The organism is Sandarakinorhabdus sp., assembly GCF_032115815.1.
Classification (GTDB): domain Bacteria; phylum Pseudomonadota; class Alphaproteobacteria; order Sphingomonadales; family Sphingomonadaceae; genus Sandarakinorhabdus.
In genome coordinates this window covers 1-9,374 of sequence record NZ_JAUMBI010000001.1, presented here as the reverse complement: position 1 = coordinate 9,374, position 9,374 = coordinate 1, and the positions used below count along the sequence as shown (strand labels likewise).

The following is a 9,374-nucleotide window of genomic DNA, read 5'->3' as shown; positions in this document are numbered from 1 at the left end:
TGCCCCTGCGCGCTCGGCCTCGCGGTGCCCGCCGCCCAGATCGTCACCACCGGCGCGCTGATGAAGGCCGGCGTGCTGGTAAAGGACGGCAGTGCCCTCGAACGGCTCGCCGAAGCCGATACTGCCGTGTTCGACAAGACCGGCACGCTTACCCTTGGCGCGCCCGAACCGGTTGATCTGCATCTGCTCGATGCCACGCAGTCTGGCATTGCGCTGGCCCTGGCACAATGCAGCCGCCACCCGCTTTCCGAAGCCCTGCGCGCCGCGCTGACCACCGCCGGCACCGTGCCGCAGCGGGTGACGTTGGTGAGCGAAACGCCCGGCGAAGGCCTCACCGGCCAGTGGCAGGGTCAGATTGTCCGACTGGGCCGCCCGGCCAGCGCCGACGGGGATCTGATGGCCGCCGCCCTCACCATCGGCGAAGCACCCGAAATCCTGATCCGCTTTGCCGATCCGCTGCGCCCGGCCGCGTCTGTCACCATCATCGAATTGGCCGAACTTGGCCTTCCCGCCCGTATCCTGTCCGGCGATCGCTCCGGCCCCGTGGCCGCTGTGGCGTCAGCATTGGGCATCAACGGTCAAGGCGGTCTGTCGCCAGCCGACAAGCTTGCCGCGATCAAGGCGCTCAGCGCCAGCGGCAAGCGCGTGCTGATGGTTGGCGATGGTCTCAACGATGGCCCGGCGCTGGCCGCCGGCCATGTCTCGATGGCGCCGGGTTCGGCCGCCGATGCCAGCCAGAATGCCGCCGATGCGGTATTCCTGGGCAGCAGCCTTGCGCCGGTCGCCACCGCCATTCGCGCCGCGCGGGCAACGCAAGCCGTGGTCCGCCAGAATTTCGCGCTGGCCATCGGCTACAACATCATCGCCGTGCCGCTCGCCATTGCTGGCGTTGTCACCCCGCTGGTCGCCGCGCTGGCCATGTCGGGTTCCTCCATCATCGTGGTGGCCAATGCCCTGCGCCTGAAGGGATCGACACGATGAACGGCATATTGTTCCTGATTCCGGTGGCGCTGGGCCTTGGCCTGCTCGGCCTGTTCGCCTTTTTCTGGGCGGTGGGGCGCGGCCAGTTCGACGATCTGGATGGGGCTGCGCTGCGCATTTTCATGGATGAAGAACCGCCGGCAAAGGAGCCACCCGATGCTGCGCTCTGAACCGCTGGCCTATCTGCCGGCGCTATTGGCGCTGGCGCTGGCCGCCGTGGCGGTGCCGGCCCGCGCCGAAGCCCGGCTGATCAGCCTGTGCAGCGGCAGCAGCCTGCCCGCTCCCGGTATTCCCAGCCGCGATTGCGACCAGGCCTGCCATATTGGCTGCAGCCGAGAAAAGCGCAGTTCAGGCCGGCTCTGACGGCGCCGGCGTTGCGCCTGCCAGATCGGCCATGCGCGCGGTAAAGGCGATCTTCAGCGCGTCTGACAACGATCCCACCCCCAGTTTCGACATCAGATTGGCGCGGTGGATTTCCACGGTGCGCGGGGAAATGCCCAGATCATAGGCAATCACCTTGTTGGACTGGCCTTCCACCAACCCGTTCAGCACATCGCGCTCGCGCGGGGTCAGGCCGTTCAACTGCGCGCGGGCCTGATCGGCCAGCCGATTGAGCTCGGCGCGGCCATCATTGTGCTGCAGCGCCTGTTCCAGCGACGCAATCACGGCGGTCTTCTCGAACGGCTTTTCAAGGAAATCAACGGCGCCGGCCTTCATCGCCCGCACGGCCAGGCCCACATCGCCATGGCCAGTGATGATGATCACCGGCAGCACCACGCCCTTTTCTTTCAGGGCCTGCTGCACTTCCAGGCCATCCATCGCACCCAACCGCACGTCCAGCAGCACGCAGCCCGGTTCCAGGTGCGGCGCTGCCTTCAGGAAGGCTTCGCCCGATTCAAAACTCTCAACCTCGAACCCGGAGGTTTTCAGCATGAAGCCAACCGAGCGACGCACCGCTGCTTCATCATCAACCAGATAAACGCGTTTTTCAGCCATCCTGCGGCTCCTCTGCCATTTCCAGAGTGAAATGAAAGGCGGTTCCGCCAAAATCCGACGGTTCCGCCCAGATGCGGCCGCCATGGGCCTCCACAATCGTGCGACAGATCGACAGGCCGAGGCCCATGCCCTTTTCCTTGGAGGTGTTGAATGGCTGGAACAGCACGGCCGCCACTTCGGGCGCCAACCCGGGCCCTGAATCGGAAACCACCACCTCCACCATGCCTCTGCCGGCCGAGCGGCTGCGGATTTCAAGGCTCTGGCGCGCCGATCGCTGCATGGCTTCCACCGCATTGCGGATCAGGTTCAACAACACTTGCTGGATCTGGATGCGATCGCACAGCACCAGATCAGCCGCAGGATCAAGCCGGATGTCGAAATCCATGCCGGTCTGGCCGGAGCCCGTCAGCGCCAGCGCCGCCGCTTCGGTAACGAGCCGGCGCAGACGCTCAACGCGGCGCTCGCTTTCGCCGCGGCTGATGAATTCGCGCAGGCGCCGCACGATCTGCCCGGCGCGCAGGGCCTCTGCACTGGCTTCGGCCAACGCCTCGCGCACCATTGCGATAGTGTCCGGCGCCGGCGCGCCCTCTTCCCCCAGCAGCGCCCGCGCACCTTCGGCATAGCTGGCAATGGCGGTCAGCGGCTGGTTCAGTTCATGCGCCAGCGCGCTGGCCAGGCTGCCCATCGCCGATACCCGGCTGATGTGGGACAACTCGCCCTGCAGATCGTTCAAGCGGCGCTCGGCACGCTGGATCTCGGTGAGATCACGGATGAAACCGGTGAACAACCGGCCGCTTTCGGTATGGGCCTCGCCAATTGCCAGCTCGATCGGAAAGGTGCTGCCATCGCGCCGGCGCGCCGCCGTAATCCGACCAATACCGATGATATGGGCCTCTCCGGTGTCCATATAATGCTGCATGTAGCTGTCGTGGCGGTCACGATCCGGATTGGGCATCAGGATCCTGACGTTCTGGCCCACCACGTCATTGTCATAGCCGAACATGCGATGCGCCGCCTCGCTGAACAACAGGATGGTTCCGGCTTCATCGATGACGATCATCGCATCGGGAACAGTGGCCAATATGGTGTTCTGCAACGCCTCGGCACTGTGCAGCAGCGCCGGGTTGGCGTGTTTCTGTTGTTCGATGAATGGGCACACAGCGAATGATACTGGCACAATCGCTGGTAATTTCAACGTAATATTATGTCAGCCTTCAATGCGCCAGCAGCAAAGGCACGTTAGTCGAGGCAATCAATTCTCGCGTCACCCCGCCCAGCACGGTTTCGCGCAAGCGACTGTGACCATAGGCACCCATGACGATATAGCTGGCCGAAAGTTCCGCGGCCGCATGCAGCAGGGCCACGCTGACACGGCGGCCCTTGGCTGGCCATTCGTGCACATCAGCCGATATGCCGTGGCGCGACAGCCATTGGGCAGCCTCCCGCGCGGCCAAGCCCGGAATATCGTCGCTCACCTCCACCAGGTGCACCGCCTCGGCGCGTTTCAGCAGCGGCAGCGCCAGGCGCAGCGCGTGCGCCGCTTCGGCAGAGCCATTCCACGCCACCACCACCGGCCCGGCCAGATCGAGCCGGCCTGCCCCCTGCGGCACCATCAGCACCGGGCAGCGCATGTACATCACCACATCGCCCACGATGGCCAGCGGTTGTCGCACGCCCCGGCGCTGCCCCATCACAGGCTGGCTCAACACCACCAGATCCGCCAGCATCGCCTGATCGATCAGCGTTTCCACCACATTGCCATCCTGGCTGCGCCAGTCCCAGGCAACGCCGCTGCCCACCAGCCGGGCTTCGGTGGCAAGGCGCAGCGCCATTTGCTGATCATGGATCGTGTCGATCAGCGCCGCCATGCCGAACAGGCCGCCATAGGGATCACCAGCATAGGCTTCGACCGGCGTGACCTGCACGCAACTGAGATGCCCGCCCGTCTGTCGGGCCACATCCAGTGCCACCGCCACGCGATCGGACTGGGCATCATCATCGTGGATGTGCAGCAGGATATTTTTCATGCGACGCCAATCCGAAAGGCCGATTACCGGCCAGCCTCTATCCCGACGCCATTTTTACGCCGTCCCCCGGCCCAAGGCTTTACGCATGATTCCGGAGTGAGCCGGTTCCGAGGGGCTTTTCGCCAACCGATGAAGGGCGTAACAGGCCGATCATGACTTCGACCCTGACCCTGCGCCGCCCCGATGATTGGCATGTCCACCTGCGTGATGGCCCGATGCTGGCTGCGGTTGCCGATGCCACCGCCCGCCAGTTTGCCCGCGCCATCGTGATGCCGAATCTGAAACCGCCGGTGACGACAGCCGCTGCTGCCGCCGCCTATCGGGACCGCATCCGCGCCGCCGTTTCGCCGGGCCTGAATTTCGAACCGCTGATGACCTGCTATCTCGTCGATGGCATCGATCCGGATGAATTGGTGCGCGGCCATGCGGAAGGCATCTTCACCGCCGCCAAGCTTTATCCAGCGCACGCCACCACCAACAGCGCCCACGGTGTCACGGACGTCAAGCACATCTATCCGGCGCTGGAAGCCATGCAGCGCATCGGCATGCCGCTGCTGATCCACGGTGAAGTGACCGATCACACGGTCGACATCTTCGACCGCGAGGCCGTGTTCATCGATCGCATCCTGAAAGGCGTTGTCGCCGATTTCCCGGCGCTGAAGATCGTGTTCGAACATATCACCACCAAGGATGCGGTGGATTTCGTGCGCTCGTCCGGCCCGAACATCGCCGCCACCATCACGCCGCATCATCTCGCCATCAACCGCAACGCCATGTTCGAAGGCGGCATGCGCCCGCATTTCTATTGCCTGCCCGTCGCCAAGCGCGAACTGCACCGCCAGGCGCTGCGCCAGGCGGCGACCAGCGGCAATCCGAAATTCTTCCTTGGCACCGACAGTGCGCCGCACGCCATCGAAACCAAGGAAAGCGATTGCGGCTGTGCCGGCATCTATTGCGCGCCCTTCGCCATCGAATCCTATGCGCGCGTGTTCGAGGAAGAAGGCGCATTGGATCGCCTGGAAGGCTTTGCCAGCGAGCATGGCCCGCGTTTCTATGGCCTGCCGCTGAATCAGGATTTCATCACGCTGGAACGCACAGCCACCCCGGTGCCGGCCCGCATCCCGGCCGCCGGCACCGAAATCGTGCCCTTCCACGCCGGCGAGGTGCTGGACTGGCGCTTCGTTGCCTGAGCATCCTTACGAAGGCCGTCGCGTCGCGCTGGCCACACAGCACGGAAAGCTGCGCGCGCTGGCGCCGCCACTGGCGCGCCGACTGGGACTGATTGTTGAACCTGCCGCCATCGATACCGATGCGTTCGGCACCTTCACCGGCACCACCGCGCGCACAGGCACCGCAGCTGAAGCGGCTTTAGCCAAGGCGCGGGCCGGGATGGCCGCCGCCGGCCTTGATCTGGGCCTCGCCAGCGAAGGCAGTTTCGGCCCGCACCCGTGGCTGCCGTTCGGCGCCGGCGGGGTGGAGACACTGGCCTTCATCGACGCATCACGCGGCCTTGAACTCACCCTCTCAGCCGTCTCGCGCCGCACCAACTTCGCCCAGCATGAGGTGAACGCCGGCACTGATATCGCCGCCTTCCTCACGCGGGTCGGCTTTCCCTCCCACGCGCTGGTGGTGAAGGGGCCCGATGGCGACGTACTGGCCACCGGCGTGCAGGACATGGCCACGCTTTCGCCCTTGGCCTGGCCCGGCAACCGGCTGGAAACCGACATGCGCGCCCACATGAACCCCACCCGCATGGCCGCGATCCGCAGCCTTGCCGGCAGGCTGGCGGCGCGACTGGCCGCCCTGTGCCCGGATTGCGGCGCCCCCGGCTGGGGCCAGGTCGATCTGCTGCGCGGCCTGCCCTGCTCCTCGTGCAATCAACCGACGCAGGGTGTGATGGCCATCATCGATGGCTGCACCGTCTGCCACCACCGCGAAACCCGCCCGCGCCCCGATGGCGTGACAGCCGCCAGCCCCGCCAGCTGCGATTGGTGTAACCCTTAGCCCAGCCCCATCTGCCGCCCGGCCAGATCGAGCATGATCTCTTCCGAACCGCCACCGATGGCGTTCACCCTCACCTCGCGATAGATACGCTCGATCTTGGATCCCGTGATGTAACTGGCGCCGCCCAGCACTTGCGCGGCCTCGCGCACGACATGTTCCAGCATGCGCGTCGCCTGCACTTTCAGCATGGCATAATCCGCCGGCACGCCCGTCCCTGAACGATGCTGGTGGGCGCACAGATCCACCCAAGCCTGCGTCGCCTGAATCTGCCGGGCGCAATCAGCCAGCTTGATGCGGATGGATTGATGGGCGCCCAGTTTCTTGCCGAACGTCTCCCGGTTCTGCGCCCAATCCATCGCCTCTTTCAGCGCCACCCGCGCCATCGCACAGCAGCCATGCGCCATGCCCAGCCGTTCACTGTTGAAATTGCGCATGATGCCGATGAAGCCGCCATTTTCCGGCCCGATCATGTTTTCCGGCGGCACTTCGACATTGTCGAAATACACCGCTGCGGTATCCGAACAGCGCCAGCCCATCTTGTCGAGCCGCGTGCGGCTCACGCCAGGCCGATCCGTTTCGATCAGCATCAGCGAAATGCCCTTCATCCCCGGCCCGCCGGTGCGCACTGCCACTGTCATATAATCGGCGCGCATGCCGGTGGTGATGAACATCTTCTGCCCGTTCACCACATATTTGTTGCCCACTTTCTCGGCGCGGGTCTTCAGTTGCGCCACGTCCGATCCGCCGGAAGGCTCGGTGATGGCCAGGCTGATCAATTTCTCGCCGGCCAGCACGGCGGGCGCGATGCGGCGCTTCATTTCGTCCGAACCCAGCGCAAGGATCGGCGGCAGGCCGATCCCGTGCGTCATCAGACTGGCGCCCAGCCCGCCAGCGCCGGCCGCAGACATTTCTTCCGTCTGCGTCAACCCGTGGAAAACATCGAAGCCTTCGCTATGCCCGCCATATTCTTCCGGATAGTTCAGGCCCAATATGCCAGCCTGCGCCGCCTTCTTGTGCAGCTCGCGCGGCAGTTCGCCATCGGCTTCCCACTTGTCGATGTTGGGCAGCACTTCGGCTGTCATGAACTTGCGCACCGATTGCGCCACGGCCTCGTGGGTTTCATCATAGAACGGCGAGCGTGCGCGCCATTCATCAAAGCTGATAGTCATGTCTGCTTCCTCACTGTTCAGGCCAGTGTGCCCTTGCTAGCCTGCACAATCTGCCTTGGGAAAACGACAGGACAAAAATGAAGATCGCTCTGCTTGCTGCCTGCCTGCTGGCCTCGACTGCCACCATTGCCGCCACCCCGTTCGAAGCGGCCGATATCTACCGCATCAGCATGACCGACGATGTGGAAGTCAGCCCCGATGGCGCGCACGTGCTGTTCACCCGGATGCAGTTCGATATCCAGACCGACCGCCGGATCACCGAATGGTGGCTGGCCACCGTGGGCAAGTCCGACCTCGACAAGCGCCTGCTGATCGGCGGCGCGGCCAATGCCGGCGGCGCGGTGTGGGCGCCGGATGGCCAGCGCATCGCCTATGTCGCGCCATGGCTGGGCAAGCCGCAGATCTGGGTGATGGCTGTGGCCGATGGCATCGGCAAGCCCGTCACCAGCGGCAGCGTCGCGCCGGGCAATCTGGAATGGAGCCCGGACGGCACCCGCATCGCCTTCACCGCGCGGGTGGAAGTGCCAATGCCGAAAGTGCCCGGCATGCCGGAAAAGCCGGCCGGCGCGACCTGGGCACCTGATGCGCGGGTGATCGACGACTTTCGCTACCGCACCAACGAAGGCGGCTACATCAAGGCCGGCGCCGATCAATTGTTCGTGGTGGCAGCCAGCGGCGGCACCCCCACGCAGCTCACCATGGGTGAGCCTGACCAGATCGAAGGCGGCGCGCACTGGGCACCCGATGGCCAGAGCCTGATCTATGCCGCTGCCGTGCGCCCCGGCAATGACCGCATCGCTGGCGAAAGCGACCTGTATCGAATCGCGGCGAGCGGCGGCACGCCCGAACGCCTGACCAGCATCGACGGCGGCGAGCAGGACGCGCGCCTGTCGCCCGACGGCCAGTGGCTGGCCTGGATCGGGCAGCCGAAAACCACGAAATTCTATGCCCAGCCCGGCCTGTGGCTGCGCAAGCTCAGCGGCGGCGAGCCCGTGCATGTCACCGCCGCCCTCGACCGGCCGGTGGGCGGCTTCGAATGGGCGAAGGACGGCAAGTCGCTTCACGTGTTCTACGGCGATGTTGGCCTTACCAAGGTGGCCAGCGTGCCCGTCAACGGCGGCACGGCGAAAACCATCGTTCCGGCCATCGGCGGCACCCGCCTCTACCTGCCCTCCTCCGGCGGCGACTGGAGCATGGGCGGCGACGTCCACGCCTTCACCACCTTGGAGGCTGATCGCCCGGCCGCGCTGGGCGTGATGAAGGCCGGCAAACTGATCGGCAAGATCGATTTCAATGAGAATTGGCGCGCCGAAAAGACCATTGGCGCCATGGAACGCCTCACCTGGAAAGCCCCCGATGGCCTGAGCATCGAAGGCTGGCTGCAATATCCGCCCAATTTCGATCCCGCCAAGAAATACCCTGTCGCGCTGGAAATCCACGGCGGGCCGAACGGCGATTACGGCCCCTATTTCTCCGTCACCCACCAGCTTTACGCCGCTGCCGGCTATGTCGTGCTGTGGTCCAATCCACGCGGTTCAACGGGTTATGGCGAAAAGTTCGCCAACGGCATCACGCCCGAATATGGCGGCGAGTATCCCGGCCCCGATCACGATGATCTGATGGCCGGGGTGGACGAAGTGCTGAAACGTCCGTGGGCCGATGCGAAGAACCAGTTCATCGGCGGCGGTTCCGGCGGCGGCGTGCTCACCACCTTTGCCATCGGCAAGACCGATCGTTTCAACGCCGCCGCCGCGCTGCGGCCCGTCACCGACTGGTCGATCCAGGCGCTGACCAGCGATATCAGCGCCGTCACGCTTTCCAACTGGGTGGTCGGCAACCCGTGGGACAATCGTGATCTCTACTGGCGCCGCTCCACCTTCAGCCTCGTCGGCAAGGTGAAAACCCCCACATTACTGATCACCGGGGAAGCCGATTACCGCACGCCCATCGCCCAGACCGAGGCCTATTATCAGGCCCTGCAGGTGCGCGGCGTGCCCGCGATGATGGTGCGCCTGCCCGAAGCCAACCACGGCATGGGCCGGCCTTCGCAATGGCTGCAATCAAACCTGGCGGTGATCGACTGGTACAACCGCTATCTGAAGAAATGAGGCCCTTGATGAAGCCTGCCCTGTTCGCGCTGCTGCTGGCCACTGCCGCGCCTTCTTTGGCCGATGAAGTGCTGTGGGACAGTTACGGC

Annotated in this window: 10 protein-coding genes; 6 read left to right on the top strand and 4 right to left on the bottom strand. The window is 64.9% G+C overall.

Annotated features, from left to right (window positions below; all coding sequences use genetic code 11):
* The 3 genes from RT662_RS00050 to RT662_RS00040 form a co-directional block, all read left to right on the top strand.
* On the top strand, positions 1-981 hold a 981-nt coding region (locus tag RT662_RS00050; RefSeq protein WP_313668097.1), incomplete at its 5' end, for an HAD-IC family P-type ATPase.
* Positions 978-1,151, top strand: a complete 174-nt coding sequence (gene ccoS, locus RT662_RS00045) for a cbb3-type cytochrome oxidase assembly protein CcoS (protein WP_313668096.1) — start codon at positions 978-980, stop codon at positions 1,149-1,151. The genes RT662_RS00050 and ccoS, both read left to right, overlap by 4 nt.
* Positions 1,138-1,344 (top strand): hypothetical protein, encoded by a 207-nt coding sequence (locus RT662_RS00040; protein WP_313668095.1) that lies wholly within the window; start codon positions 1,138-1,140, stop codon positions 1,342-1,344. Before ccoS ends, RT662_RS00040 begins: the two co-directional genes overlap by 14 nt.
* On the opposite strand, the gene RT662_RS00035 is transcribed toward RT662_RS00040, so the two are convergent.
* The 3 genes from RT662_RS00035 to RT662_RS00025 are packed head-to-tail and all read right to left on the bottom strand — an operon-like array spanning position 1,330 to position 4,004.
* Positions 1,330-1,977 carry a response regulator gene (locus tag RT662_RS00035; protein ID WP_313668093.1) on the bottom strand — a complete coding sequence of 216 codons (648 nt, stop codon included), beginning with the start codon at positions 1,975-1,977 and terminating at the stop codon, positions 1,330-1,332. The genes RT662_RS00040 and RT662_RS00035 overlap by 15 nt on opposite strands.
* The gene (locus RT662_RS00030; RefSeq protein WP_313668092.1) at positions 1,970-3,136 is read right to left on the bottom strand and encodes a PAS domain S-box protein; all 1,167 of its coding nucleotides are present in this window, start codon (positions 3,134-3,136) and stop codon (positions 1,970-1,972) included. Before RT662_RS00030 ends, RT662_RS00035 begins: the two co-directional genes overlap by 8 nt.
* A 55-nt stretch (positions 3,137-3,191) precedes the next feature.
* Positions 3,192-4,004, bottom strand: coding sequence for a universal stress protein (locus RT662_RS00025; protein WP_313668090.1), 813 nt, complete (start codon positions 4,002-4,004; stop codon positions 3,192-3,194).
* Positions 4,005-4,156: 152 nt separating this feature from the next.
* Here RT662_RS00025 and pyrC point away from each other — a divergent pair, with 152 nt between their 5' ends.
* Positions 4,157-5,194, top strand: coding sequence for a dihydroorotase (gene pyrC / locus RT662_RS00020; protein WP_313668088.1), 1,038 nt, complete (start codon positions 4,157-4,159; stop codon positions 5,192-5,194).
* Positions 5,187-6,008, top strand: a complete 822-nt coding sequence (locus RT662_RS00015) for a DUF6671 family protein (RefSeq protein ID WP_313668087.1) — start codon at positions 5,187-5,189, stop codon at positions 6,006-6,008. Before pyrC ends, RT662_RS00015 begins: the two co-directional genes overlap by 8 nt.
* On the opposite strand, the gene RT662_RS00010 is transcribed toward RT662_RS00015, so the two are convergent.
* A complete protein-coding gene (locus RT662_RS00010) occupies positions 6,005-7,177 on the bottom strand; it encodes an acyl-CoA dehydrogenase family protein (protein ID WP_313668086.1) in 1,173 nt (390 codons plus the stop codon). The two genes, RT662_RS00015 and RT662_RS00010, sit on opposite strands and share 4 nt — an antisense overlap.
* 77 nt (positions 7,178-7,254) lie before the next feature.
* Here RT662_RS00010 and RT662_RS00005 point away from each other — a divergent pair, with 77 nt between their 5' ends.
* Positions 7,255-9,285 carry a S9 family peptidase gene (locus tag RT662_RS00005; RefSeq protein ID WP_313668084.1) on the top strand — a complete coding sequence of 677 codons (2,031 nt, stop codon included), beginning with the start codon at positions 7,255-7,257 and terminating at the stop codon, positions 9,283-9,285.
* The last annotated feature ends 89 nt before the right edge of the window (positions 9,286-9,374 follow it).